The following is a 25,402-nucleotide window of genomic DNA, read 5'->3' as shown; positions in this document are numbered from 1 at the left end:
CTGCCATGGCCTTCGAGCTCGGCATCTACCACTTCGGCGAGCTGACGCCGGACCCCACCACCCGCGTCCCGCCCAAGCCCGGAGTGCGGCTGCGTGAACTGATCGAACAGGCGCGCGCCGCCGACGACGTCGGCCTGGACGTGTTCGCGGTCGGTGAGCACCACCGCACCGACTTCGCGGTCTCCACTCCCGCCGTCGTCCTGGCGGCCATGGCGGAGAACACCCGCGACATCAAACTGTCCAGCGCGGTAACGGTTCTGAGCTCCGACGATCCCGTGCGCGTCTTCCAGCAGTTCGCCACACTGGATCTGATCTCGGGCGGCCGCGCGGAGATCATCGCGGGGCGCGGCTCGTACACCGAGTCGTTCCCGCTGTTCGGATACGACCTGCGCGACTACTCGGATCTCTTCGCGCAGAAGCTCGACCTGCTGCTGCGCCTGCGCGGGGAAAATCCGGTCACCTGGCGGGGAACGATGCGGCCGCCTCTCGACCAGGGGGACATCACCCCCCGACCCGAGCGCGAACTGCCGGTGTGGGTGGCGGTGGGCGGGACCCCCGCGTCCGTCATCCGGGCCGCCCGGCTGGGCCTGCCCCTCTCGCTGGCCATCATCGGCGGCGGCTATGCGCGGTTCGCCCCGTTCGTCGACCTGTACCGACAGGTCGCCGAAGAGTCCGGGCACGATCCGGCACGGCTGAAGGTCTCCATCAACTCGCCCGGCTTCCTCGCGGCGTCCCACCACGAGGCGGTCGAGGTGTCCCACCCGTACTTCCAGGCCGGCTGGATGGCCAACCACCATCAGCGCGGCCGCGGTGTCCCGATGCCGCGCCAGGCCTACGAAGCGCAGTCGAGCCCGGCGGGCGCGTTCTTCCTCGGCAGCCCACAGGAAGTCATCGACAAGATCATGGCGCAGTACGAGCTGTTCCGGCACGACCGCGTGATGATCCAGATGGGCTTCGGCGATGTCCCCCAGAAGGAGATGCTCAAGTCGATCGAGCTCCTGGGCAGCGAGGTGGCACCGGTCGTCCGCAAGGAGATCTCCTCCCTCGGCCGGTCCGCGACGGAGGAGACGGCATGAGCGGGCCCCTGAGAGTGGTCGCGGTCGTGGGTACGCTGCGCTCCCCGTCGAGGACAACGGCTCTGGCAGAGCTGATTCTGGCGGCGTTCGCGGCGCGGACGGAGACGGAGTCGCAGGTCGTCGAGATCCATACGCTCGGCGCCGACCTGGTGGGCGCCGCGGAGCGTGAGCAACTCGGGGAGAAGGCGGAGGCGGCGCTGCGCGCCGTGGAATCGGCGGATCTGGTCATCGCGGCCAGCCCGGTCCTCCAGGGCTCCTACAGCGGGCTGTTCAAGCACTTCTTCGATTTCATCGCACCGTACGCGCTGGCCGCGAAGCCGGTGGTCCTGGCCGCGACCGGGGGCAGCGACCGGCACGCCCTTGTCGTGGAGCACGCGTTGCGGCCCCTGTTCGCGTTCCTCCAGGCATGGACCGCACCGGCCGGCATCTATCTGAGCGCGGGCGACTTCGACGGCACCACGATCCTCAACCCCGAGGTCTACGAACGCGTCGAGATGGCCGTCTCCGACGTGGTGCCGATCGCGGTGGCGCTGGCTGCGGCCCGGCAGTCAGCGGCCGACTGACCGCCCGCCGACGTGAGGCGCGCCTCGACCGCAGTACCCCACCTCCATATAGCTCGTTGCGCAACGAACTACAGATGGTCGCCCCGTCACCGGCTGCTTCCTCCTCCGGCGGCGGGGTCTTCCTCTTTCTCCCCACCGCCGGCGGAAGGCCTCCGCGTTCAGTCCCGGCGGCTCACCACAAGGACCACGACATGCCCCGCACTCCCGTCGGACGCCGCGCCACCGAGAACCGCCCCGCCTCCGCCGCGGACCACCACACCCCGCCCATTGCCGTGCGGACGGGGCTGAGCGGAAGCAGGGCGACCTTCGTTCCCGTCGCCATCGTGGTGTCGATCGGGGCAATCTTCATCAGCGTGTATCTCGCCGCCTTCCACGCACCGGTGCCACGCGACCTGCCCGTCGCCGTGGTCGGCACGGCTGCCGACGCACAACGCGTGGAGAAGCTGCTCACAGACCGCACTCCTCACGCTTTCCGCGTCCGAGCGCTTCCTGACGCGGCCGCGGCACGCACCGCCGTCGAGCACGGGAAGGTCTTCGGGGCCTACGAACCGCGCGCGGCCGGTGGCCCTCGGATGCTCTACGGCGGGGCGCACGGCCCGTCGGTCACGGGAGTCGTCACAGATGCCTTCGATCAGGCCGCCGCCGTGGACGGGGCAGAACTGGAGACCCTCGATGTCGTCCCGGCCTCTCCACGGGACACCCGGGGGCTCGTCGTGTTCTACACGACGTTCGGCCTCGTGCTGTCCGGCTATCTGTTCGGGATCATGACGTACCAGTTGGCACCCCGCATCGCACTGCCCCAACGGCTTGCCAGCCTCGCCGCGTTCGGAGTCGCCGGCGGAATGACGGTCGCCGCCGTCGTCCGCGCCTTCGATGTACTGCCCGCGGCCTTCTTCGGCGTTGCCGGCCTGGTGGCGCTGGTCGCGCTGGCCGTCGGGGCCGCCACCATGCTGCTCGTCCGCACGCTCGGTGTCGTCGGCTCCAGCACGGCGGCGGTGCTGTTCATGACGCTCGGCAACGCCACCAGCGGTGGCAGCCTGCCGGCCTACTTCCTTCCCGGCTGGCTCCACCCGTTCTCCTCCGCCCTGCCGGTCGGCGTAGGGGTGCGGGCCGTCAACGGGCTCGCCTTCTTCGAAGGGGACGGAGTGGCCAGGGCCGTGACACTACTGAGTGCCTGGGCCCTGGCCGGTGCCACCGGCCTCTGGCTTCATCAAAGGTTCCTCGTCCGCCGGGCTGGGCGACGCTGACATGGGCCCGCCCCCGGCGATGCCGGGGGCGGGTCTCCGTGCGGGGCGACGCCGCACGCGCCGCCCCTTGCCCTCCCAGCGCCATCACGGCCGGCCGGATGGGATGGGGCGGCTGCTCCTCTGCCGCCCCTGCGCAGATGTCAGTCCTCGTCGAGGGGCTTGTCCAGGCCGATGGTCCGCCAGATCTCGTCCAGCGCGCGGAGCTGCTCGTCGCTGAGCTTGTCGAGGAACTCGCCGCGGAGATGGGTCAGGTGCACCTTGCGTGCGCGGCGGAAGGCCTTCCAGCCGTTGTCGGTCAGTACCGCGTCCAGGCCCCGCGCATCCGTCGGGCACTTCTGGCGCTCGACGTATCCCTTACGTTCGAGATCGTCGACTATCCGGGTCAGCCCGCTACGGCTGATCACCAGCGATGCCGCCACGTCCTTCATCCGCAGCCGGCCCTCGGGGGCTTCCGAGAGCGTCAGGAGGACTTCGTACGAGGACGTCGGGATGCCCTGGCTGTCCATGAGCGTCTTGTCCAGCTTGCGCAGAAGCTGGAGGTGCGTGTAGAGGAAGCCCAGCCAGACATCCCGTTCCGTCCGGTTCAGCGCGCGGGAGGGGGAGCAGGCCGCCCGACTGTGTGGGCCCTCGGTACGGTTGGCTGTCATGCTCTCTCCAACGTTCGTTGAGCAACGAATTGTAACATCCGCCCCGGAGCCCAGCCCGACGCCGACAGCTCCCGTTCCCCGGGCAGGAGGCGGCATCCGGGGAACGGGAGCTGTGAGGCGGTGGCCAGATGTTCTACGACTGCGGCTGGGGAATGATCCGCTTCTCGAAGCCGGTGACCAGACCGTACTCAAGACGCAGGGCTTCGAGGATCGAGTACGCGTGGTACTTGGTCATGACGTCGGCGCCGGCAAGGCGCTGGGCCCAGGTCTGGCCGTTGTCGGTGACCTTCTCCAGGGTCTTCCTGGTGACGTAGTTCGTCATCTCGTTGAAGTAGTTCTCCCAGAGCACCCACGCGTTGCTGAAGCCGATGCGCTTGATGAACTCCAGGTCCTCCGCCTGGTCGAGGGCCTCCTTGGCGAAGTCGACGATGTCGTTGGTGTAGGCGCGGGAGGCGATCGCGTCCTCGCGGGTGCCCCAGCGGTTGACGTGGCCGGAGACGACGGCCTCGAAGTCGTAGTCGAGGATCCAGTCGTGCGCCTCCGCCCAGCCGCGGATGTTCTCGGAGGCGTCGCAGTGCTTGAAGGCGCTCCATCCGGGGCTGATGATGTCGATCGCCGCGAGCACCTTCTGCCGCGGCGCGTAGACGAAGATGTTGCCCGGGGTGTGGTTGACGCCCCGGTAGTCGAGCTGGAACCTCACGCCGTTGACGTCGAGGGTCTCGCTGGTGGAGAAGGTGTGCGTCGGCACGGGCAAGCCCCTCTCGCCGCCCAGGTCGGGCCAGCGCTGGATCATCTCCCGGGTGTACTCGTGGGAGACGACGGTCAGGCCGTCACCGAAGACACCTGCGGCCCCGATGTGGTCGGAGTGGTAGTGGCTGTAGATCAGATGCGTGACCGGCTCGTCGGTGACCTCCTTGATGGCTCGGAGCATGTTCTCGCCGAGCAGCGGCGGAGCGTCGACGACGACCACGCCGTTCCCGGTGCGCACGAACATCGCGTCGTAGGCGCCGGAGGTGACGTAGTAGGCCCCGTCGTTCATCTCTTCGACGTGGTAGCCCTTGGCCAGACGGTCCGGCAGGAAGAGGGTTCCGTAGGCGTCGGCCGGTATGGGGCGGTAGTCGGAGAGGGTGTTGAGCGGCATTCCGGCGGCGCCGAGCTGATGGCGGTCGGTGGGGGTGCCGAACTTCTCGCGGTCGTTCACGGTCTTTCCTTCGATGAGTGGTGACGGTGGGGCGGTGCGGCTCGGGTGGTGCTGCTACCGCCCGATGCGCAGGACCGGCTTGATCACGGCGCCGCTCCGCGTGTCGGTGACGGCCTGGTTGATGTCACCGAAGTCGTAGAAGCTCACGAGCCGGTCGAACGGGAACCGCCCGGCCTTGTAGAGGTCGATGAGCTGAGGGATGAACAGCTGTGGAATGGAGTCACCCTGCGCGATCCCACGGACGCTTCGGCCGCCCAGCAGGGCGTTCATGTTCACCGGGGCCTGCGCTCCGGCGGGCGCGCCGCCGATGAGGGCGGCGGTGCCGAGCGGGGCGAGGGCATCGACGGCGAGGGTGAGCATCTGCGGTCGTCCGGTGATCTCCAGTACGTAGTCCGCACCGTTGCCGGTGATCTCGCTGATCCGGGCGGCGATGTCCTCCTCCGTGCCGTTGATGGTGTGGGTGGCACCGAACTCGGCGGCGAGCGCGAGCCGTTCCGGCACCACGTCGACGGCGATGATCGCGCCGGCGCCGGCGACAGCGGCGGCCATGACGGCGGCGAGCCCGACGGTTCCGGTGCCGATGACGACCACGGACGAGCCTGCGGGGATCTCCAGTGAGTTCAGCACCGCCCCGGCTCCGGTCTGCAATCCGCAGCCGAGCGGGCCGAGCAGTTCCAGCGGGATGCCGGTGTCCACCTTGACCACGTTGCGCTCGGTGGCCAGGGCATGGGTGGCGAAGGAGGACTGGCCGAAGAAGTGTCCGTGGATCTCCTCGTCCCTACCGTCGGCACCACCGCGGAGCGCGTTCGTGCCGTCCAGCCGGGAGCCGCCGAAGTTGATGGGGAAGGCTCGCGCGCAGTAGGCGTAGCGACCGCTCAGACAGGGGCGGCAGTGGCCACACGCCTGGTACGACATGACCACGTGATCGCCGGGGGCGACCGCGGTCACAGCACTGCCGACCGCCTCGACGGTCCCGGAGCCCTCGTGGCCGAGCACGGCGGGGAGAGGTACGGGAAGGTCCTGGTCGCGTACGTGCACGTCCGTCTGGCAGACGCCGACCGCCACGACCTTCACGAGTATCTCGTCCGGCCGGAGCCGGGTGTCGAGGGTGAGCTCTTCGAACTGGAAGGGCTGACCCTTTTCACGGACGACCGCGGCGGTGACCGCCGTGGTGCCGCGGGCACTGCCCGAGGGATGCGGTGGGAGTGAGCTCTCCTGGTCCGCCATGGTGATTCTCCAAACCGGTTGCACGCGCCGCGTCGGCCGCTTGCCGCGTCGTCGCACGAGTCGATCCATCGGCTGCCGCTGAGGGCGCCTGAAAGCGCTGACGAACGTCCGGGCGAGCGGGGCGGTTGCTGTTCCGCGGTTGCCCCGGGGGCCATATAGTTCGTTGCGCAACGAATATATGCACGCGCTTCGCGCAGGGTCAAGCGATCCGCCCGGCGGTCTCCCGCTCCACGAACACACCCCCACACCCATCGCCCACTCGGCATGTATTATTCGTTGCAGAACGAACTACACATCGACACATCAGAGCCCTGAGCAGCTATTTTGCTTCTATCTGGCCTGCTCGCCTCCGCCGCCATGCCACCTCATGATGGGCGCGGCCCACGCTGTTCATCACTCTTACGAGGAGATGCATCCCATGTCCCCCGCCACCTCCGGCACGGTTCACGTCCGGAACTACATCGACGGAAAGTGGATCCATTCCGCCACGACGTCCTCCTCCCTCGACCCCGCCACCGGAGAGGAACTGGGCACCTTCGCCGACGGCGGCGCCGGGGAGGCGCGGGCCGCCATCGACGCCGCCCGGCGCGCCTTCGAGACGGCGGACTGGTCCCGTAACCGTGATCTGCGCGCCCAGGCCCTGTTCGAGATGGCCGACCGTATGGCGGACCGGCGCGACGACCTTGTCGGCCTCCTGTCGAAGGAGAACGGCAAGGTCCTCCCCGAGGCGGCTCTCGAGGTCGACCTCACCATCTCCAAGATCCGCTACTACGGGGCGCTCGCCCTGACCGACGCCGGACGTGCGGCAGAGGTCAAGCCCGGCCTCTACTCCATGACGCTGCGTCAGGCCGCCGGCGTCGCCGGGGTGATCGCACCGTGGAACTCCCCCGTGATCCTCTCCGTGCGGTCGTTCGCACCGGCGCTGGCGGCCGGCTGCACGGTCGTGCTGAAGCTGCCGGGCCAGACCGCGCTGACGAACAACCTGCTGTACGAGATCGTCGACGCGACCGCGTCGCTGCCCAAGGGCGTGTTCAACGCCTTCACCGAATCAGGCAGCACGGGTGCCCGGCTGATCGTCGCGGATCCCGGTGTGGACGTCATCAGTTACACCGGCAGCACCGGGGTCGGGCGCGGCATCATGGCCGACGCCGCCCAGCACTTGAAGGGCATGTCGCTGGAACTCGGCGGCAAGACCCCGATGATCGTCTTCGACGATGCCGACCTGGACGTCGCCGTTCCTGTCCTGGCCAAGGCCATCACCACCTTCACCGGTCAGTTCTGCATGACCGGCAGCCGGGTACTGGCGCAGCGCGGCGTCGCCGACGAACTGCGGACGCGCCTGTCCGCCACCCTGGAGGCGGTACGGGTCGGTCCGGGTGACGACCCCGCCAGCGACATGGGTCCCCTCGTCGACCGGGCCAACGCCGAGCGGGTGGATCAGGTCGTCGCCGACGCCGCCGCCTACGCGACGATCCTGGTTCGGGGCGGCCTCGTCACCGACGGGCCGCTCGCCGCCGGGGCATTCGTCCGGCCGAGCCTGGTGGAGGTCGACGACGTGTCCCGACCGATCGTCCAGCAGGAGGTCTTCGGCCCGGTCGCCACTTTCGAGATCTTCGACGACGAGGCCGACGCCGTCGCCCGCGCGAACGCCACCGAGTTCGGCCTGGCGGCGAGCGTCTGGACCCGTGACGTCGACCGTCCGCTCCGTGTCGGCCGGGAGCTGGAGGCCGGCACCGTCTGGGCCAACACCTGGGCCGTCATCGTCGACCAGATGGAGGAGGGCGGCTTCAAACAGAGCGGGGTCGGCCGCCTCAACGGCGTACGTGCCCTGGAGGAGTTCCAGGAGATCAAACACATCGTCCACTCCGCCCCGCGCCATACCTGACCAAGATCTTCCGGCGGCCGCCCGGCCGGCCGGATCACCGGCCCGCCGGGACCACGCCCGGTGGGGCCCGCTCCCCCGCCCTCGGATCGGACCCGCCCTGGAGGAGCGGTCCTGGGTACGCCGTCTGGACAGCCGCCACGATGGACGCTCCCATCTGGCTGAACTCGGTCCCGCCGGGCACACCGTCCTCCAGGAGGCGACACTGCGGCACACCCGGTACACACAGGAGCGGTTCCTGGATCTTCTCTCCGCGGAGCAGGTCGGCGAACTGCGGCAGATCAGCGAGACCCTGCTGCGCCGGCCGCCTTCTCCGGTCGCGAACGGTGAGGCGGACGCGTCCGGGCCGCAGGGTGGACCCGGTGCGTGAACACACTGACGGATAGCGCTTGTCGTGCGGTGGCCGCAGGTCAGAGACCTGGGTTCTGAGAGCCGAGGTGTGCCGCCGCCGCGGTCAGTGCACCAGGGGGAGGAAGACCGTGTCGGTGATCTCTTCGAGGACATGGTCGGGCACGGGGGCGAAGGTCGTGAGGATTTCGTGGCGCAGCAGGTCGAAGGGGAGGGACTTGATGCGTTCGGTGAGGAGTTCCGGTTTGATCTCGCCGCGGTCGACGGCGCGGTCGAACAGTACGTCGACGCTTTCCTCGGGACCCGTCGCGAGGAGCTCACCGGGTGTGGTCCCGGTCTCCTGGTAGTAGCCGGCCAGGTGCACGCTCATGAGGGTGATGAGCTGGACACGGGTGGCGTTGATCTCCCGCATCAGGGTGAGGATGTCCTCCCGCAGGCTTCCCGTGTCGGGAATGCCGAGGCGGTACTCCGCCAGGATGTGGACGATGGCCGCCCGGACGAGTTCCTCGCGGTCGGACCAGCGGCGGTAGAGGACGGAAGGGCTGGTGCCCGCGCGCTGAACGACGGCGTCCATGGTGAACCTGGCGTAGCCGTTGTCCGTGAGTTCTTCCCAGGCCGCATCGAGGAGCGCCTTCTCCAGTGCCGCCCCGCGGCGCCGCTCGGGCATCCGAATCTCCCTTGGATAGATTTGCCTATCTTATTCTAGCGCCCTACCCTGTCAGCCGTAAGATAGGACTCTATATCTTAGGTGGCTGTTCATGAGTACTCCCAACGGGACGACCAACCCCGCGCCCACGGCGGCGGACCCCGACCGTATGGACCCCGCCGTGCGACGCATGGCCTTCACCCTGATCGTGGGCGCCCTCGCCGTCGTCTTCGACACCACCATCGTCAGCGTCGCCCTCAACGACCTGGCGAAGGAACTCGACGCCCCGCTCTCCACCATCCAGTGGGTGAGCACCGGCTATCTGCTGGCCATGTTCGTCACCATCCCGCTCGCCGGATGGGCCCAGTCCCGCCTGGGCGGCAAACGCCTGTGGATCGCGTCCATCGGCATGTTCCTGCTCGGCTCGATCCTGTGCGCGCTGGCGTGGAACGCGACCAGCCTCATCGCCTTCCGTGTCGTCGAGGGCATCGGAGGCGGAATCATGATGCCGCTCATGGTGACGCTGATCATCCAGGCCACCAAGGGCCGCAACGTCGGCAAGGTCATGGCCACCATCACCCTGCCCACCGCGCTCGGCCCGATCCTCGGCCCGGTCCTGGGCGGCGGCATCCTGGATCTGGCCGGCTGGCGCTGGCTGTTCTTCGTCAACATCCCCTTCTGCGTCGTCGGCGCCTGGCTAGCCCGGCGCAACCTGCCCGACGACCGACCCGCGCCCAACAGCCCCCGCACCCAGCTGGACGTCATCGGCCTGCTCCTGCTCTCCCCCGGCGTCGCCGCCATCATCTACGGCCTCTCCCGGGTCGAGGGCAGCGCGGGCTTCACCGGCGCCGAGGTCCTCACCCCGCTGACCTGCGGGCTCGCCCTGATCGGCGGCTTCACCGCCTGGGCACTGACCCGCACCACCAGCGCCCTGGTCAACCTGCGGCTCCTGCGCCACCGCGCGCCGGCCTCCGCTTCCGCCCTCGGCTTCCTGGCCGGCATCACCCTGTACGGGGCGATGCTGCTGCTGCCCCTGTACTTTCAGCAGGTCCGCAGCGAGGACGCGCTCGGCGCCGGACTGCTGCTCATCCCGCAGGGCGTCGGCCTGCTCCTCTCACGCACCCTGGCAGGCACGTACACCGACCGCACCGGCCCCCGCCGGGTCGCCTTCGCCGGATTCGCCGTCGTCGCCGCAGCCACTGTGCCGTTCGCCTTCGTCACCGCCGACACCAGTGAGGTCCTGCTCATGGCCGCACTGCTCGTCCGCGGCATCGGCATGGGCGCCGCCACGATCGGGCTCACCGGCGCCGCCTACGTCGGCCTGGAACAGGGGGAGATCCCCGACGCCAGCATCATCACCCGCGTCGCCCAGCAGATCGGAGGCTCGGTGGGCACCGCCGTCCTCGCCGTCATCCTCCAGCACACGACCGACGACGCCCACACCCCGGGCGCCCTGGCCGACGGCTTCGACGACACCTTCTGGTGGTCGGTGGCCTTCACCGCCGTCGCCCTCCCCCTGTGCCTGCTCCTGCCCGGCCGCCCCAAGCCAGCGGCCCCCGCCGACAAGGCCGAAGCCGAAGCTGCCGCTCAGGCCTAGTTCCTCCAGCACACCTCCGTGCCGCTGCCGACGGCACAGGCAGACCCTTCATACGCCGACGATCCCGGGCGGATCAACGCGCCTCCGATCAGCGGGAGATCACCTTCACGCTCCGGCCAGGCGGCTCGGTGGTCAGCCGTGGGTGGACCCGGTTTCGGGAGCGTCAGTTCGACCGCCGGGTGTACCGGCCCCGGCGCGCGGCGTCCCGGCGTGCCGGTCCACGACGGGTTCCAGGCCTTTGACGAGGAGGGCGAGGCCGAAGTGGAACTCCTCGTCGAGGGGGGTACGGGTGAGGGTTCGGGCGGCTGCCGTGATGGCGGGGTAGGTGGTGGGGTCGAGGCCGCGGTAGAACGCGGCGAGGGCAGGCGCGCTGTCGGGGTCGGCCGAGCCGGGACCGTGCTGCTGGGCGGCGAAGCCGATGACGTAGTGGCTCACAGCGGTGAAGGTCCGGGCCGCCAGGTCCGCGGGGAAGCCGTGGGCCAGCAGCAGTCGCAGGACGCGTTCGCGCTGCGCGAGGCCGTTGGGCCCGACGGGGACCTGGGCGATGAGCAGGGGCAGGACGTGGGGGTGGCGGCGAGCCGCAGACCGGCGAGCCACCGGGGCGCCGGCGGAACACCGGGACAGCGTCCGGCCGTCGACCAGGCGCGCCCCTGCGCCGCTTACCGCCCTGCGGCCGGGCAGCCATCAGGAGCTGGCGCGCGCGTCGCACCGGGAGGACCCGCGTTCCCCGCGGCGCTCGGTCCCGGCCGACCGAAGGCGCCGGGGCCGAGCGCACGCGGCGCGCAACCACGCCCTCCCTCGCGGACCGCCGCAGAGCGTCCTCACCCACGGTCCAAGGAGCCGGCGGCCCTCCCGGTCGGCGCGAAGGGAGGCGTTCACCCCGGGAACGCCCAGGAGTGAACGTCCGTTACCGTATTCGGCTCGGCCGGGTCGTCGTGGTGGGGTCGGATACTACGAGGAGGCGGCGGCACCAGTGTGCGACTCGTCGGTATCCGGTTCCTGCGGCGGGTCGCTGAGCTGCTCGCGCAGATAGTTCCAGACCACGGCCGTCAGCGCGGCCGCCGGTACCGCGAGCAAGCTGCCGACGATGCCGGCCAGACTGCCGCCCAACGTCACCGCCAGCAGGACCACCGCCGCATGGAGTCCGAGCCCACGGCTCTGGATCATGGGCTGGAACACATTGCCTTCGAGTTGCTGCACCACGACGATGATCGCCAGCACGATCAGTGCGTCTGTCAGACCGTTCGACACCAACGCGATGAGCACCGCGACCAGACCGGCGAACAGCGCACCCACGATCGGCACGAACGCGGATACGAAGGTGAGCACCGCCAGCGGGAGCACCAGTGGAACCCCTACGAGCCACAGTCCGAGGCCGATGAAGACGGCGTCGAGCAGGCCCACGAATGCCTGGGACCGTACGAAAGCACCCAGGGTCTCCCAACCACGGGCGGCCACGACCGGGACATCGGTGGCGAACCGGCCGGGGAGCTGACGGGAGAGCCACGGCAAGAACCGCGGGCCGTCCTTGAGGAAGAAGAACATCAGGAACAGCGCGAGGATGGCGGTGACGACGCCGTTGAACACGGTGCCCACTCCCGTGGCGAAGGCCGAGACCACGCTGCCGACGCTGTTCTGGATACGGGCGATCGCCGCGTCGGAGGCACCTGCGATCTGGTCCTCACCGATGTTCAGTGGCGGTCCGGCAGCCCAGTCGCGCAGTTGCTGGATGCCTTTGACCACACCGTCGGTCAGCTCGCCGGACTGGGACGCGACCGGTACCGCGATCAGCGCCACGATGCCCGCGGCTACCAGGAGGAACAGCGCGGTCACCACCGACGCCGCCAGAGCGGGTCGCCACCCGTGCCGACGCAGGAAACGAGCCAGAGGCCAGGTCAGGGTGGTAAGGAAGAGCCCCACTATGAGGGGCCAGACGACCGACCACATCCGGCCCAAAACCCACAGGGACACCGCAGCCGTCGCGAGGACCAGCAGCAACTCGGCGGAGACACGCGCCGACGCCCGGAGCGCGGCGGCAGTTTTCATGGAACTCAACGCGGCAGACATGGGGATCACCCTATTGGTGCTCCGGTCACACCGGCAGCGCTGCCTATCCGTAGCAGCGTGGTGGCTGTCGTCGGCTGACTGACTGCCAGGCACGGTGACTTCGCGACGTACAGTGGCGGCCTGTCCTGGCCAATCGGCCGTTTCTGCTGTTCACCGTATGCGGCCTCGCCGGACACCGATGGTGACTCGAACGGGCTTCTTGTTGAAGATCTCGCCGGGGACAACACTTCGTACCAACCGTCGACCACGGCCGCCCGACTGCAACCGGGCACGGGCACGGGCATCGGCACCGGCACCGGCACGGGCGTGGGAGCCACCGGGGGTTCCTGGACTCTCCGAACCGGCCGACGCAGGCGCGCGAAAGCATGCAAGAGACCTCTGCGCAGTGGCTGAACGACCGGACCGCATATCGATCGTGGCCGTCCGCTGGGGGTTCAACGACCACACGGCCTTCACGCGTGCCTCCCGCACCACCTACGGCATCCCGCCCAGGGACTACCGCCACCGCGCCCTCGGCCTTTCGACGTGATCCCCGACTCCGCTGCCGCGTTAGGTACATAGACGCCCGCGAGCGGGCGGACAGGCAATATCTTCGCCACGCGTCGACGCCCACCGGGTCGCGAGCCCTTCTGCAAGCCGCTCCCCCCGTGTCTTGTCCCCAGCCAGCCACAGCGGCCACTCGTCCAGGACGGTCCTGGACGCCACGACAGCGTCCAGGACCCGGTGCCGCATCTGAACTCACGTGCCCGTCCCTCGCGTTGACCGGGGAGAGAACGAGAGCCTCCAGCTTCCCGGAACTGACCACACCGGACCAGGGCCTCACCCCTGCGCCAGCCGCTGACCCGGTTCAGAATTCCGACGTCGGCGTCAGACGACCCAGCGTCCAGGTGTTCGACCGGTCTCCGGTCTGCACATACGCGCTCGCCAACTACCTGGGGCTGCCCGTGTCCCGCGCATTGAGTGCGGAGATCGAGCGGATCACCGCCGAGGACATCTACGAGCGTCAGGTGCTCTTCGTCCGCAATCTGGGATTCTGTGAGCCCACCAGTGCCCGTCGGATCAGTTTCGAGGAGTCATTGGTTTTCGAGAGGTTCCACGAGCAGAGCTACCGTGAGTTCGGTTTCGAACTTGTCGACGTTCCCGCGGACTGCCTGGCCCGCCGTGTCGCCGCGATCAGCTCGGTGATCGGCGCGGCCGGCCGCGGATGCGTCCGTTGAGCAGGCGGGGCAATAGCCGAGCGGTCACGCGTCCCAGAGCATGCACCTCGAAGGCACCCCCGGCCAACGCCTCGGCGCCTACGCCGCCGAACCCGGCGCCCCCGACCACGACGCCATGCTCCTGCTCGACATGACCACACCGCAGACCTTCGCGCACCACATGCAAAAGGGGTCGGGCCGCCCGCCCCCGAGTCCGACCAGCTTCTCCTCGGCGTAACGACGCCCCTGTTCCCGCCGCGGCTCTTGCGGTCTTGATCAAGTCACCCCAGAACGCTCGCGCCCCGGCCGCACCAGGCTCCGATCCGAGCGAGCCGATCCACTGGTGCCCCATGACGGCACCGAGGCCGTCCGTGGCCGTTATGGTTCCCTGTGGAAACGCCGATGGTCGCACGTACAGTCGGAGCATGGCTCCCAATGAACTGATCGCGCTCCCCGAACGGCGGCGTGCCCGCAGGCTGAAGGTGGCAAATGGCTAGTATCAAAGGTCGTTTTGAATATCCTGATGACCTGACTCCTGGGAAATCAAAAGATGGTGGCCTCCATCAAAACCTCTACGACAGCCATGGACGCCTCGCAGACCATGGCACGTTCTTTCCCGACGATGAGAACGAAGCAGATTTACCAACGGACCCGCCGTCGGCATTCGTCCACGTCTACGTCACCGACGAGTACAGGTCGGTTTCGCGGTCAAAGGAGCGCGACGAACTAGTCGAGGTGATTTCCGAGCTGCTTTCTCATGCCATATACCATGCTGTCGCTACGGCTAAGCCACACGTCAAGAGATGGTGGAAAAATCAGGCACTTCCGGCCATCAAGTCTCGGTGGAACAGACCTGCCAGAACTCGTGGGACCGACAGTCAACCAGCCACTGCCGAGGCGTCGACTGTGATTGAGGCTACAGTGGTGAACTCCTCGCAAGAAGTGGTTTCTGCGCTCGACGGACATAGAGCCAGCATGAGCAGCACAGAAGCGCGGGTGCGCCTTCTGTTGGCTCTGGCGGCCAAGGCGTTCAGCGAAGAGCAGGTAAGAATAGTTTCCAGTGCCCACATCGAAGATGATGATGGTTTTGTTGAACTGGCACGCGCAGTTGCCGAACTGACACCTCAGCAAGTTGCGAACGTCGTCAAGACGCTTGAGGCGAATCCATCGTTTCTCGACGATGAGACATCGGCTGAACTCGGGAAGATTCTCGGGGGAAACGAGAGGATCAAAGAGACACTTCGTCTGACTGATCCTGGGAAGCAGCCGCGTAGCCCCGAACAGCGCTGAGGCCCTGTCCACGGACAGGGCCTCAGGTATGGGAAGTTCAGCCGACGGTGATGGCGCTGGCCGTGCGTGTCGATCACCGACACCGTGTTGGCGCCTTGGTCGGCGACGCAGGCGCGGGTGCCGGGGGGCGTGCGGCGGTCGGCGGGACCGGCCCGGGTCTCGTGATGCTGGCCTGTCGACCGAAACAGGGGGGCCGGTGTGCAGGGCCCGTCGGCGGCCGTGTCGGTCGGCTCATGTGCGGATCCAGCGCTGGTAGGCGTCCAGGTCGACGTTGCTGCCGCAGATGATGGTGGCCACATGGCGGCCGGCGAAGCGGTCAGGGTCTTCCAGGACGGCCGCGACGCCGAGGGCCGCCGAGGGTTCGACGACCAGGCCCGCGTGCTCCAGGAGCATGCGCATGCCCGTGACGATGGACGCCTCGTGGACCAGGACGGCGTCGTCGGCCACCGCGAGGAGGTCGTCCAGGACCTCGGGGATGGGGTACCGGCCTGCGACGCCGTCGGCGATGGTGTCGGCCGAGTCGGTGGTGACGACCCGGCGCTGGTGCCACGAGCGGGTCATCGCGGGTGCGCCCAGGGGCTGCACGCAGATCACCTCGACGTCCGGCGCAAGCGTCTTCAGGACGTACCCCACACCGGTGGCCATCGCGCCGCCGCCCAGGGCGACCAGGACAGCGTCGAAGCAGGACGCCCCGCTCGCCAGTTCCAGACCGATGGTCGCCGCACCCTCACAGGTCTCGATGTCGAGACTGTCCTCGACCAGCCGCACGCCCCGCCGTCGCGCGACACTCACGGCCCGCTCGCGGGCCATCTCGAAGTCACCGTCCACCAGCAGCAACTCCGCACCCAGCGCCCGGATCCGGTCGAGCTTGACCGCGGGCGCCCGGCGCGATGCCACGACCGTCACCTCGATGCCACGGCGGCGACCGGACCAGCCCAGTGCCTGGCCCAGGTTGCCGGCACTGGCACACACCGCGGCCGTACCACCCCGGCCCGCCAGCCGGCCGGCGACAAGCTCGGTACCCCGGGCCTTGAAGCTGCGCACCGGATTCGCCGTCTCCAGCTTGACACTCACCGTGCACCCCAGCTCGCGTCCCAACGCGTCACACCGGTACAGCGGAGTATCCAGAAAGATCGGATCGATATCCCCGCGGGCCGCGCGGATCCGGGCAAGATCGAGGCGCGTCGTGAACATGACCAGCAACGTACCGCACCGCGCGCGCCCTCGATCAGTTCGCCTGTGACGAGGTATGACGAGGCCGAGGCATGGGAGGAGAACCTGCCCACCCCGCCGACTGGCATGCTGCTGGGCGCCTGCGTCGTCAGCCGCGGCTCGCCGGCCCACGACTCCAGGAGGTCCTGCGCCAACGCATCTTCACGGCATCGAAGGAAGGTGACTTGGCCAAGGTCAGGAACCTGCAGAAGCTGATGCTCCGGAACCTGAGCAACCCGCTGGTCAGCGTGCGACGGGTGCCAGAGGTCAACGCCGGACGCAAGGGAGGGGACGCAAGCAGCGCCCACTCGGCATTCCCGTCATCATCGACAGGGCTCATCAGGCCCGTGTGTCGGCGGCGCTGGAACCTGACTGGGAGGCCCGGTTCGAGGCGAGGTCATACCGGCTTTCTTCCGGGCCGGGGCTGCCATGACGCGATCGAGTCGGCATCTTCGTCGCGTAAAACGCGTTTCACTGCGGCAGTTATCGCCGCAGGAGCCGACCTCGCGATCGATAGAGATACGACTTCTGAAAAGTATGCTGAGGCACCTTGCAGAGGTCTGGTAGATGCCATCCGAAGATCAACGTCCGCGGTGCGTTCGCGTCGCCAGGAGCGACCTTCGCTTTTCGGCACAGCACACGGGAGACCGCGCCTATAAGACTGGATTCGCGGGACTTGTGCTGCCGTTTGGGGGTGCCGCTGGCAGGGGCCTGGCCCGAGGGGGGGCACAGCACTCCAGGAAAATATTGAGGAGCAGCCCTGCCGAATTGATCTTTGTCACAGCAACGCCATCTGGTGGCAGTCGTCAAAAGATGGGGCTCGGCTGTCGCGCAAGAAGAATTCCCGCCCGCCACCCTCCGCATGTCGGCGGTTCCGCACTGCGAATAACGAGCGTCTTGATCCGGTCCCACACTCACAGGTAGCCATGGCCGGAACTGCAGCTGCGGTGTAAGATTCTCAGCATGGAGATTAAACGCGTATTCGATGAACTTCGGTCAAGCGATGATGTTTCGCCCGATCAGCTTTATAAACTGTGGCCCCATCTGACCCCTGTGACACCTCAGGAGCTCCTCGGGAGGTGGCGAGGTGGCATATTTGCCACAGGGCATGCTGTGAACAGTGCGCTTGAAGAAATGAATTGGTACGGCAAGGAATTCAACGGCCCGCTCGATGTCAAGCCGCTGCTATGCCGAAAAGACGACGGCGAAATCTACTCGAACACTGAACCCAGCGGGAACGGCGAAGCCTCCATGTGGTCGATGGAATTTCGCGATAAGGTCACGGCAGCTCTGGTCTATGACTACATGCCATGGGTTGACCATTTTGCAAGGGTCGACGACAGTTTTCTCATGGCCGTCATGGAAGGAAAACTGGAATCGACATTGGGAGTTGAGGCCCCATACTATTTTTGGCTTGAGCGTGAAGAGTCATAGACTCCTGCCGCTAACTGGGGCCCGGCTAACACAGGGTCCACCCCCTGGAGATCATCGGCGAGTAGAACGATGAGCCAGTCGCCAAACCTTCAGCGTTGTTCTCGCAATACCACGTACCGCTTGTGACTTGAAAGTGGCGCGCTACGAGAGCACCTTCGCCTGACGGATTCGCTGTGGAAGGTGAAGCGCCCATGAGAGCGCCACAGGCCGCCAGCGCTGAGCTAGCGGCTATGAGCCTCTTTCGCATGTACTCCCTCCGAAGCTTCAAAGAATGTGAGCAGGGAGTGAAGCCTGTCGGCTCCTCAAGCAGGTCCTCGGGGAACGCGGGGACGGCTGTCTCCCCGCTCAGGACGGACGTCAGGAAGCCGGTCAGGGTGCCTTCGAAGGTGAACCACCGGCGGCCGCGGGCTTCGTTCACGGCGATGCGCCAGGTGTCGGGGGCGTCCTGCGGGTCGGTGATCCAGAAGAGGTATTCGCCGGTTCGGTGCGCACCACTTCCACCTGGGGAGGACCGGCCGCGGAGTGCTCTACCCGTGCGGGTGGGTGCGGCGGCTTCCGCGAGGCGTTGGGCGAGGCGGGGTTGCGGGCCGGTCACGCCGGGGACCGCGAGGGCTGCCGCGGCCGCCCCGGGTGTCGAGCCTCGCCGGCCCGGCCGCGGTGCCGGACGGGTGCCCGGAACCGCGGCGTTCGCGTCTCAGCCGCCGCTCTCGGTGCTTTCACTCGTCTCGCTGATCTCGACGTGCTGGGGCTTTGCGACTTCGGCCTTGGGGACGGTGATGCTGAGCACTCCGTCCTGCATGTCGGCCTTGATCTTGTGGGTGTCCAACTCTCCGGGCAGCCGCAAACGGTACTCGAAGGCTCCGACGCGGCGGGTGCTGCGGCGCAGGACCCCCTTGCGCTCCCGCTCCTTGATCTCTCCGGTGACCACGAGTTCGGGACCGTTGGCCTCGACGTCAATGTCCTTGCTCTTCACACCGGGAAGTTCGATCTCTATGTGGAACGCGTCCTCGGACTCCGACACGTCCGCGAGAGGCGTCCACGCAACCTCGGGTGTCGCGCCCACCGTCGACTCCAGCAGGCCGCTCATCTGGTTGAGCAGTTCGTCGAACTCGACCAGCGGACTGAGAGGGGTGGGTGCCCAGACGGGCCTTTCCTGCAGACCGCCACCGCGGTGGCGCCGGACGGGCGTGGCCATGGCCATCGCCATCGCCTCCTTCTTCCTTCTCGTGATCTCATCGCCCGCCATTCGTCATGCGAGCCATGCGGACTCCTTGCGACGTATGCGTGGGGAGACGTCCGAGCCGCCCGCGGCAGCGGACGTGCCCGTGGTGCCGGGTGCGGCCGAGTGCCCCAGGTGCCGGTGCACGAAGTGGATGGCCATCGCGCCCTCACCGGCCGCCGAGGCCACCCGCTTTACCGAGCCGCTACGGACGTCCCCCACCGCGAAGACCCCGGGCAGGCTGGTCTCCAGGGTCATGCACGAGCGCCCGCGCGCGTGCCACACCTCGGGGTAGGCGCAGGCTTCCTGGGCCTCCGGGCCGGTGAGGACGAAACCGCGGGAGTCGAGGGCGATGATGCCGGCGAGCCACTCGGTGTGGGGGTCGGCGCCGGTGAAGACGAACAGGCCCCGTACCGCGAGTCGGCGGTGCCCACCCGTGCGGTTGTCGACCACGTCGAGCTCCTCCAGCACCTCCTGGCCGCTGACCTCGGTGACCTCGGTGTGCAGCATGACCTCCACCCGCGGATGGCGCTCGACCTGGTCGACCAGGTAGCGGGACATGCCGGCCTCAAGGCTGGGTCCTCGGACCAGCAGGTGCACCTTCGACGCGTACCCGGCGAGGAACAGCACCGCCTGGCCCGCCGAGTTGCCTCCGCCGACGACTCCCACCGGGTCGGTGCGGCACTGCTGGGCCTCGTAGACGGTCGCCGAGTAGTGGACGCTCGTTCCCTCCAGGCGTTCGATACCGGGCACCTGGAGCCGGCGGTAGCGGGCACCCGTGGCCAGGACGACGGCGCGGGCGGCGATCTCGCTGCCGTCGGCGAACGCCACCACGTAGTGGTCCTCGCCCTTGGGGTGGAGACCGGTCGCCTCCACCGGAATGCTGATCCTGGCGCCGAACTTGTCGGCCTGGAGCACGGCGCGTTCGGTGAGTTCGGCGCCGGAGATACCTGCGGGGAAACCGAGCAGATTCTCGATGCGGGACGACGTGGCGGCCTGGCCGCCGGTGGCCATCGCCTCCACCACGGTGGTGCTCAGGCCCTCGGAGGCGGCGTACACCGCGGCAGCGAGGCCGGCGGGTCCGGAGCCGACGATGAGGATGTCGCCGTGACGGTTTCCGGGGGGCAGTGACGGCAGGCCGATGAGCTGGGCCAGTTCCGCGTTGCTGGGGTTGCGCAACAGGGTGGTGTCCCGCCAGATGACGAGCGGTGTCTCCTCCGGGCCGACGCCGAAGCGGCGCAGCAGCTCCTCGGCCTCCTCGTCGGTCTCCAGGTCGATCCAGCGGTGCGGCAGCCGGTTGCGGATGGCGAACTCGCGCAGCCGCCGGGTGTCGGGCGAGTAGCGCGAGCCGATGATGCGGAAGCCGACGCCCTGTCCGACGAGCAGCGCGCGACGGCCCAGACAGGCGCGCAGCACGACGTCCCCGATGGCGGAGTCCTGGGCCACCAGGTGGCGCAATTGGTCCAAGGAGACGACGAGGACCTCGCCCGGCTCCCTGGCGACAGCGGTGTAGAAGGCCACCTGTCCGTGCAGCAGCCCGAGTTCGCCGATGAAGCGACCGGGGCCGTGCACGCGCAGCACGCGCTCCTCGGGAGTGCCGTAGTCCTCGACGACGGCGACGGTACCGCCGAGGACGACGAAGAACGTCTCGCAGCGCTCCCCCTCCCGGATCAGCACGTCGTTCGGAGCCGTGCTCCGGCGTTGCCCGTGCTCCGCCAGACGTGCTATCTGGTCCTCCGTAAGGCGCGGATACGCGCCGTAGATGTCCGGGGTCTCCCAGAAGACGGCCTCGTCCGCCTTCTCCGGCACCGGTTCTTCGCCCGGCAGCGACTGGTCGCCGGACATCAGACGAACGCCTCGTGTACGTAGCACCAGCGCCATTCCTCGCCGGGCTGGAACGACCGCACGATCGGATGGCCGTCGGCGGCCGCGTGCCCACGCGCGTGCTTGTTCGGCGAGGAGTCACAGCAGCCGACGTGCCCGCAGGTCAGGCAGAGCCTCAGGTGGACCCACGGGGAGCCGAGCAGCAGACACTCCTGACACCCTTCCGGGGTCAGCGGCTGGACCGGCCGGACAAGCGAGAGGTGGGGGTCTGCGTGCAGGGTCATCCGGATCACCCTTCCCGGGCCGTGATCGACTGTTCCACCCACTGGCGCAGAGCGGGGGCGGGCGCCGCCCCCGCCTGCCGGGCGACCGTCTCGCCCTGGTCGAGGACGAGCAGTGTCGGCACCGCCTGGACCTCGAAACGCTGCGACAGCCGCGGATTCTTGTCGACGTCGACCTTGACGAGTTTGATTCGGCCGGCGAGATCGGTGGCGACCTTCTCCAGCGCGGGGCTGACCATGCGGCAGGGGCCGCACCAGGTGGCCCACAGGTCGACCACGACGGGGACGTCGGCCCGCTCGGCGACCTCGGTGAAGTCGTCGTCGCCCGCGTCCACCATCCACGGTAGGGGCTGCTTGCAGTGGCCGCACTTGGGGCGGCCCTCCGCGGCCACGGGCACTCGGTTGGTGCGCCCGCAGTTCGGACAACTGACGGTCGTGGCCTGCATCGTGCTCATGCCGCCCGCGCTCCCTTCGCGTCCTCGGGCTGGTCGTAGGTGACCACCAGCTCTCCGTGTTCGGCGTCGACGCGGACCGTCGCGCCGTCCTGGACGTCGCCGCGCAGCAGGGCGCGTCCGACCAGTGTCTCGACCTCGTGGGAGATGTAGCGGCGCAGTGGCCGGGCCCCGTACACCGGGTCGTAGCCCTGGTGGGCGATCACTTCCCGGGAGGCGTCGGTGAGTTCGACGGTGATGCGGCGTTCGGCGAGCCGCTGCCGCAGTTCGTCGAACTGCAGCTCCACGATCCGCTCGATCTGCCGCTCGCCGAGCGGTTTGAACAGCACGATGTCGTCGACGCGGTTGAGGAACTCCGGGCGGAAGTGCCCGCGCAGCTCGCCCATCACCAGGGCGCGGGCGTCGGGCTTGATCTCACCTTCGGCGGTGGCGCCGTCGAGGAGGTGCTCGGAGCCGATGTTGGACGTCATGATGATCACGGTGTTGCGGAAGTCGACGGTGCGGCCCTGCGCATCGGTGATGCGGCCGTCATCGAGGATCTGCAGCAGGGTGTTGAAGACATCGGTGTGCGCCTTCTCGATCTCGTCGAACAGCACAACCGAGTACGGCTTGCGGCGTACGGCCTCGGTGAGCTGGCCGCCTTCCTCGTAGCCGACGTATCCGGGCGGTGCGCCCATGAGCCGGCTGACGGTGTGCCGCTCCTGGTACTCACTCATGTCGAGGCGGACCATGTTCTCCTCGGAGTCGAACAGAGTCCGGGCGAGGGTCTTGGCCAGCTCGGTCTTCCCGACGCCGGTGGGGCCGAGGAAGATGAACGAGCCGATGGGGCGGCGAGGGTCGCGGATGCCGGAGCGGGCGCGGATGATGGCGTCGGTGACGAGCCTGACGGCTTCGTCCTGGCCGATGACGCGCTCGCGCAGGATCTCGTCGAGGCGCAGCAGTTTCTCGCGTTCGCCCTCCTGGAGGCGGGCGACGGGGATGCCGGTCCAGGCGGCGACGATCTCGGCGATCTCCTCCTCGGTGACGACCTCGCGCAGCAACCGGTTCTGCCCTTGTCTGGCGGCCAGTTGCTCCTCCTCTGCGGCGAGTCGGCGCTCCAGGTCCTGGAGCCGGCCGTAGCGGAGTTCGGCGGCGCGGTTGAGGTCGTAGGCGCGTTCGGCCTCCTCTGCCTCGTGGCGGACCTGCTCCAGTTCCTGGCGCAGTTCCTGCACGCGGCGGATCGCCTGACGTTCGGCCTCCCACTGGGCGTGTTTGGCGTCGGCCTCGCCGCGCAGGTCGGCCAGTTCCCTGCGCAGCTCCTCCAGGCGGGTTCTGCTGGCGGGGTCGGTCTCCTTGGAGAGGGCCGCTTCCTCGATCTCCAGGCGGGTGACGCGGCGGGTGATCTCGTCGAGTTCGGCGGGCATCGAGTCGATCTCGGTACGCAGCCGGGCGCACGCCTCGTCGACGAGGTCGATGGCCTTGTCGGGCAGGAACCGGTCGGTGATGTAGCGGTGGCTGAGGGTGGCCGCGGAGACCAGCGCGGTGTCCTGGATCTTCACGCCGTGGAACACCTCCAGGCGTTCGCGCAGTCCGCGCAGGACGGAGATGGTGTCCTCCACGCTCGGCTCGTCGACCAGGACCTGCTGGAAGCGGCGTTCGAGGGCGGCGTCCTTCTCGATGTGCTTGCGGTACTCGTCGAGGGTGGTGGCGCCGATCATGTGGAGTTCGCCGCGGGCGAGCATCGGCTTGAGCATGTTGCCCGCGTCCATGGCCCCTTCGGCGGCGCCCGCTCCTACGACGGTGTGGAGTTCGTCGACGAAGAGCAGGATGCGCCCCTGGGCGGCCTTCACCTCGGACAGCACGGCCTTGAGGCGTTCCTCGAACTCGCCGCGGTACTTGGCGCCGGCGACCAGGGAGCCCATGTCGAGGGCGAACACCGTCTTGTCGCGCAGGCCCTCGGGGACGTCGCCGCGAACGATGCGCTGGGCCAGGCCCTCGACGATGGCGGTCTTGCCGACGCCGGGGTCGCCGATGAGGACGGGGTTGTTCTTGGTCTTGCGGCTGAGGATCTGGGTGACGCGGCGGATCTCCGCGTCACGGCCGATGACCGGGTCCAGCCGCCCGGACCGAGCCTCGAGGACCAGGTCGCGGCCGTACTTCTCCAGAGCCTCGTAGGCCACTTCGGGGTTGGCGGAGGTCACGCGCTGGTTGCCGCGGACCTGGGTGAGCGCGCCCAGGAACGAGTCCCTGGTGATGCCGGCCTGTTTGAGCAGTCGCCCGGCGGCGGTCGAAGAGCTCTCCTCAGCCAGGGCGAGCAGGAGGTGCTCCACGGACACGTACTCGTCCTTGAGGCGTCTGGCCTCCCGTTCGGCGGCGTCGAGCAGGCGGCCGAGGCGCTGGGTGACGAAGACCTGGCCGGGTGCCGCGCCGGGGCCGGTGACCTTCGGGCGGCGGGAGAGTTCCTCGCGCACGGCCGCCCGCAGTTCCTTCGGCTCGGTGCCGGCCTGCTGCATCAACCGCGGGATCAGACCGTCCTCCTGATCGAGAAGTGCGAGCAGCAGGTGCTCCCCGTCGACCTCGGTGTGCCCCATGCCGACGGCCGCTGTCTGGGCCTCCTGGAGGGCTTCCTGTGACTTCTGGGTGAGACGGTTCATGTCCATGGCGGTGTTTCACTCCTCGTGCTGCGGCCGCGCAGGGCGGCTTCGAGCAGGCTGATGCGGTCGAGCAGGTCGAGCACCAGGCCGATGGATGCGTAGTTGAGGCAGAGTCCGGTGCGCAGCCGCTGGATGCGGGTGAGAACCGCCGGCGCCGTGGGGTCGAAGACCAGGTGCCCCGCGGCGTCGCGTTCGGCGTCGACCAGGCCGAGGGCGACGAACCGGCGGATCAGATCGGGGTGAAGGCCCGAGCGACGGGCCACGGCGTCGAGGGAAAGCCTGGGGGCGGGCATGAGCGCGTACCGGACAGCCGTCGAGGCGGTGATGTCGGCGCCCGTTCGTACCGGACGGGCGCCCACGCCGGCCCGGCCGATGCCTGCCGCTCCCGCGGGTCGGTCGTTCATCGCGTCCTCCTGGGGTCGAACGAGGAAGTGGCGGCGAGCTCCTCGAACAGTTCGCGCTCCCGGTCACCGAGGGTGGGCGGCACCATGATGCGGAGTTCGGCGTACAGGTCGCCGTTCGCGCCGCGCGGGTTCGGCATGCCCTCGCCACGCAGCCGCAGCCGCCGGCCGCTGGACGAACCCGCGGGCACCGTGACCTTGGCCGCGCCGCCGCCGGGCGTGGGCACCGGCACGGTCGCGCCCAGGGCCGCCTCCCAGGGGGCGACCGGGACCTGGATGTGCACGTCGCGGCCGTCCAGCCGGAACCGGGGGTGGGGCTGGATACGCACCCGCAGGTACAGGTCGCCCGCGACGGCGTCGCCACTGCCCCGGCCGCCCTCGCCCGCCAGCCGGATGCGCTGCCCGTCGGTGACGCCCGGCGGCACGTCGACCTCGTACCGCCGCGGCTGCCCGGTGGGACCGGCGAGCGTGACGGTGCGACGGCCGCCTCGGTACGCCTCCTCGACGGTGAGCGGCAGCTCGGCCTCCTGGTCCGCTCCGGGGACGCCGCCTCGGGCGGCGCCGGCTCCGAACATGGAGCCGAGCAGATCCTCGATGTCGATACCCTCCGCGCCGAAGCCGTCGCCGAAGCCGGTGGCGTACCGGCCGTGAGGACCGTCCCCGCCTGCGGTCCTCCGACCGCGGAAGCCGCCGCCCGCTCCCGCCGCGACCCGTTCGTCGAAGTCCTCGGGGATCGTGCGGAAATCCTCGCCGAAGCGGTCGTAGCGGGCTCGGGTTTTGGGATCGGACAGGACGCTGTATGCCTCGTTGAGGTCCTTGAAACGCTCCTCCGCCCAGGGGTCCTTGTTGATGTCGGGGTGGTACCTGCGGGCGAGTTTGCGATATGCCTGCTGGATCTCGTCCTGGCTCGCGGTCCGTGACACGCCCAGCACCTCGTAGAAGTCCCGTGCCATGACTGG

24 protein-coding genes and 1 pseudogene are annotated in these 25,402 nt (G+C 68.6%); 11 read left to right on the top strand and 14 right to left on the bottom strand.

The window, feature by feature from the left end; all coding sequences use genetic code 11:
* Positions 1-5: 5 nt before the first annotated feature.
* The 3 genes from ACFYYH_RS22585 to ACFYYH_RS22575 all read left to right on the top strand — a co-directional run bounded on the left by ACFYYH_RS22585 (position 6) and on the right by ACFYYH_RS22575 (position 2,886).
* Entirely contained in the window at positions 6-1,076 is a 1,071-nt protein-coding gene (locus tag ACFYYH_RS22585; RefSeq protein WP_388553831.1) for an LLM class flavin-dependent oxidoreductase, read from the top strand.
* Complete coding sequence (msuE, locus tag ACFYYH_RS22580; protein WP_388553828.1) at positions 1,073-1,639, top strand: FMN reductase; 567 nt, start codon at positions 1,073-1,075, stop codon at positions 1,637-1,639. Before ACFYYH_RS22585 ends, msuE begins: the two co-directional genes overlap by 4 nt.
* Positions 1,640-1,830: 191 nt before the next feature.
* Positions 1,831-2,886 carry an ABC transporter permease gene (locus ACFYYH_RS22575; RefSeq protein WP_388553825.1) on the top strand — a complete coding sequence of 352 codons (1,056 nt, stop codon included), beginning with the start codon at positions 1,831-1,833 and terminating at the stop codon, positions 2,884-2,886.
* 140 nt (positions 2,887-3,026) lie between these two features.
* On the opposite strand, the gene ACFYYH_RS22570 is transcribed toward ACFYYH_RS22575, so the two are convergent.
* The 3 genes from ACFYYH_RS22570 to ACFYYH_RS22560 form a co-directional block, all read right to left on the bottom strand.
* Positions 3,027-3,533 (bottom strand): MarR family winged helix-turn-helix transcriptional regulator, encoded by a 507-nt coding sequence (locus ACFYYH_RS22570; protein ID WP_388553822.1) that lies wholly within the window; start codon positions 3,531-3,533, stop codon positions 3,027-3,029.
* A 133-nt stretch (positions 3,534-3,666) separates the two neighbouring features.
* On the bottom strand, positions 3,667-4,734 hold the full coding sequence (locus tag ACFYYH_RS22565) for an MBL fold metallo-hydrolase (protein WP_388553819.1): 1,068 nt from the start codon (positions 4,732-4,734) through the stop codon (positions 3,667-3,669).
* 54 nt (positions 4,735-4,788) lie between these two features.
* Positions 4,789-5,961, bottom strand: a complete 1,173-nt coding sequence (locus ACFYYH_RS22560) for an NAD(P)-dependent alcohol dehydrogenase (protein ID WP_388553815.1) — start codon at positions 5,959-5,961, stop codon at positions 4,789-4,791.
* Between the two features lie 418 nt (positions 5,962-6,379).
* Between ACFYYH_RS22560 and ACFYYH_RS22555 the strand changes: the two genes are divergently transcribed.
* Positions 6,380-7,846 (top strand): aldehyde dehydrogenase family protein, encoded by a 1,467-nt coding sequence (locus tag ACFYYH_RS22555; RefSeq protein WP_388553812.1) that lies wholly within the window; start codon positions 6,380-6,382, stop codon positions 7,844-7,846.
* 451 nt (positions 7,847-8,297) lie between these two features.
* Here the strand turns inward: ACFYYH_RS22555 and ACFYYH_RS22550 are convergent, their stop codons facing one another.
* Entirely contained in the window at positions 8,298-8,858 is a 561-nt protein-coding gene (locus ACFYYH_RS22550) for a TetR/AcrR family transcriptional regulator (protein ID WP_388553809.1), read from the bottom strand.
* 91 nt (positions 8,859-8,949) lie between these two features.
* Here ACFYYH_RS22550 and ACFYYH_RS22545 point away from each other — a divergent pair, with 91 nt between their 5' ends.
* A complete protein-coding gene (locus ACFYYH_RS22545) occupies positions 8,950-10,434 on the top strand; it encodes an MDR family MFS transporter (RefSeq protein WP_388553807.1) in 1,485 nt (494 codons plus the stop codon).
* A gap of 132 nt (positions 10,435-10,566) precedes the next feature.
* On the opposite strand, the gene ACFYYH_RS22540 is transcribed toward ACFYYH_RS22545, so the two are convergent.
* On the bottom strand, positions 10,567-11,031 hold the full coding sequence (locus ACFYYH_RS22540) for a TetR/AcrR family transcriptional regulator C-terminal domain-containing protein (protein WP_388553804.1): 465 nt from the start codon (positions 11,029-11,031) through the stop codon (positions 10,567-10,569).
* A gap of 354 nt (positions 11,032-11,385) precedes the next feature.
* Positions 11,386-12,501: an AI-2E family transporter gene (locus tag ACFYYH_RS22535; RefSeq protein WP_388553801.1), complete on the bottom strand. Its 1,116-nt coding sequence runs from the start codon at positions 12,499-12,501 to the stop codon at positions 11,386-11,388.
* Positions 12,502-12,886: 385 nt separating this feature from the next.
* Here ACFYYH_RS22535 and ACFYYH_RS22530 point away from each other — a divergent pair, with 385 nt between their 5' ends.
* The 4 genes and pseudogenes from ACFYYH_RS22530 to ACFYYH_RS22515 all read left to right on the top strand — a co-directional run bounded on the left by ACFYYH_RS22530 (position 12,887) and on the right by ACFYYH_RS22515 (position 14,987).
* Positions 12,887-13,030: a hypothetical protein gene (locus ACFYYH_RS22530; RefSeq protein ID WP_388553798.1), complete on the top strand. Its 144-nt coding sequence runs from the start codon at positions 12,887-12,889 to the stop codon at positions 13,028-13,030.
* Between the two features lie 358 nt (positions 13,031-13,388).
* The gene (locus ACFYYH_RS22525) at positions 13,389-13,718 is read left to right on the top strand and encodes an AAA family ATPase (RefSeq protein ID WP_388553796.1); all 330 of its coding nucleotides are present in this window, start codon (positions 13,389-13,391) and stop codon (positions 13,716-13,718) included.
* 31 nt (positions 13,719-13,749) lie between these two features.
* Positions 13,750-13,935, top strand: a pseudogene (locus tag ACFYYH_RS22520) (hypothetical protein); the annotation flags it as partial.
* A gap of 251 nt (positions 13,936-14,186) precedes the next feature.
* Positions 14,187-14,987, top strand: coding sequence for a hypothetical protein (locus ACFYYH_RS22515; protein WP_388553793.1), 801 nt, complete (start codon positions 14,187-14,189; stop codon positions 14,985-14,987).
* Positions 14,988-15,218: 231 nt separating this feature from the next.
* Here the strand turns inward: ACFYYH_RS22515 and ACFYYH_RS22510 are convergent, their stop codons facing one another.
* Positions 15,219-16,181 (bottom strand): threonine/serine dehydratase, encoded by a 963-nt coding sequence (locus ACFYYH_RS22510; RefSeq protein WP_388553790.1) that lies wholly within the window; start codon positions 16,179-16,181, stop codon positions 15,219-15,221.
* 71 nt (positions 16,182-16,252) lie between these two features.
* On the opposite strand from ACFYYH_RS22510, the gene ACFYYH_RS22505 reads away from it, so the two are divergent.
* Together ACFYYH_RS22505 and ACFYYH_RS22500 are read left to right on the top strand one after the other, a co-directional pair.
* Positions 16,253-16,858 (top strand): reverse transcriptase N-terminal domain-containing protein, encoded by a 606-nt coding sequence (locus ACFYYH_RS22505; protein ID WP_388553787.1) that lies wholly within the window; start codon positions 16,253-16,255, stop codon positions 16,856-16,858.
* Positions 16,859-17,162: 304 nt separating this feature from the next.
* On the top strand, positions 17,163-17,633 hold the full coding sequence (locus ACFYYH_RS22500; RefSeq protein WP_388553784.1) for a DUF4334 domain-containing protein: 471 nt from the start codon (positions 17,163-17,165) through the stop codon (positions 17,631-17,633).
* 694 nt (positions 17,634-18,327) lie between these two features.
* On the opposite strand, the gene ACFYYH_RS22495 is transcribed toward ACFYYH_RS22500, so the two are convergent.
* The 7 genes from ACFYYH_RS22495 to ACFYYH_RS22465 are packed head-to-tail and all read right to left on the bottom strand — an operon-like array spanning position 18,328 to position 25,396.
* The gene (locus ACFYYH_RS22495) at positions 18,328-18,828 is read right to left on the bottom strand and encodes an Hsp20/alpha crystallin family protein (RefSeq protein ID WP_388554026.1); all 501 of its coding nucleotides are present in this window, start codon (positions 18,826-18,828) and stop codon (positions 18,328-18,330) included.
* 54 nt (positions 18,829-18,882) lie between these two features.
* On the bottom strand, positions 18,883-20,697 hold the full coding sequence (locus tag ACFYYH_RS22490; protein WP_388553782.1) for an FAD-dependent oxidoreductase: 1,815 nt from the start codon (positions 20,695-20,697) through the stop codon (positions 18,883-18,885).
* Complete coding sequence (locus ACFYYH_RS22485) at positions 20,697-20,960, bottom strand: UBP-type zinc finger domain-containing protein (protein WP_388553779.1); 264 nt, start codon at positions 20,958-20,960, stop codon at positions 20,697-20,699. The genes ACFYYH_RS22490 and ACFYYH_RS22485 overlap by 1 nt, the downstream gene beginning before the upstream one ends.
* A 5-nt stretch (positions 20,961-20,965) precedes the next feature.
* Positions 20,966-21,412: a thioredoxin gene (gene trxA, locus ACFYYH_RS22480; RefSeq protein WP_351578620.1), complete on the bottom strand. Its 447-nt coding sequence runs from the start codon at positions 21,410-21,412 to the stop codon at positions 20,966-20,968.
* Complete coding sequence (clpB, locus tag ACFYYH_RS22475) at positions 21,409-24,048, bottom strand: ATP-dependent chaperone ClpB (protein WP_388553775.1); 2,640 nt, start codon at positions 24,046-24,048, stop codon at positions 21,409-21,411. The genes trxA and clpB overlap by 4 nt, the downstream gene beginning before the upstream one ends.
* Entirely contained in the window at positions 24,039-24,446 is a 408-nt protein-coding gene (locus ACFYYH_RS22470) for a chaperone modulator CbpM (RefSeq protein WP_388553772.1), read from the bottom strand. The genes clpB and ACFYYH_RS22470 overlap by 10 nt, the downstream gene beginning before the upstream one ends.
* Complete coding sequence (locus ACFYYH_RS22465) at positions 24,443-25,396, bottom strand: DnaJ C-terminal domain-containing protein (protein WP_388553769.1); 954 nt, start codon at positions 25,394-25,396, stop codon at positions 24,443-24,445. Before ACFYYH_RS22465 ends, ACFYYH_RS22470 begins: the two co-directional genes overlap by 4 nt.
* Positions 25,397-25,402 lie beyond the last annotated feature (6 nt).

Origin of the sequence: Streptomyces sp. NPDC002018 (assembly GCF_042890865.1) — a bacterium.
In the GTDB taxonomy this organism is placed as follows: domain Bacteria; phylum Actinomycetota; class Actinomycetes; order Streptomycetales; family Streptomycetaceae; genus Streptomyces.
This window is presented reverse-complemented; position numbering and strand designations above follow the sequence as displayed.